Origin of the sequence: Psychromonas arctica (genome assembly GCF_038155225.1) — a bacterium.
In the GTDB taxonomy this organism is placed as follows: Bacteria; Pseudomonadota; Gammaproteobacteria; order Enterobacterales; family Psychromonadaceae; genus Psychromonas; species Psychromonas arctica_B.
This window is the reverse complement of record NZ_JBAKBA010000363.1, coordinates 1-215: the sequence shown is the minus strand read 5'-3', so window position 1 is coordinate 215 and position 215 is coordinate 1. Positions and strand designations below refer to the sequence as shown.

The window sequence follows — 215 nt, the reverse complement described above, 5'->3', positions numbered from 1 at the left end:
ATACCCAATATGCATAACCGGAATAGATTAAAATAAGTGGCACTAAGAATATTGTGCCCATTAGTACGAACATTAAACTAGAAACAGGCGCAGCTGCTTCAACGATGGTTAAACTTGGCGGTATAATATAAGGATAAAAACTAATAAGAATACCGATGAAGCTGACTACAAATAAACCAAGATAGGCAATAAATGGCTGCGCTTCTTTGTCATGC

1 protein-coding gene is annotated in these 215 nt (G+C 36.7%); it reads right to left on the bottom strand.

Annotated features, from left to right (window positions below; translation table 11 throughout):
* A partial coding sequence (locus tag V6255_RS18795) for a cytochrome d ubiquinol oxidase subunit II (protein ID WP_341629464.1) occupies nucleotides 1-215 on the bottom strand: 215 nt, incomplete at both ends.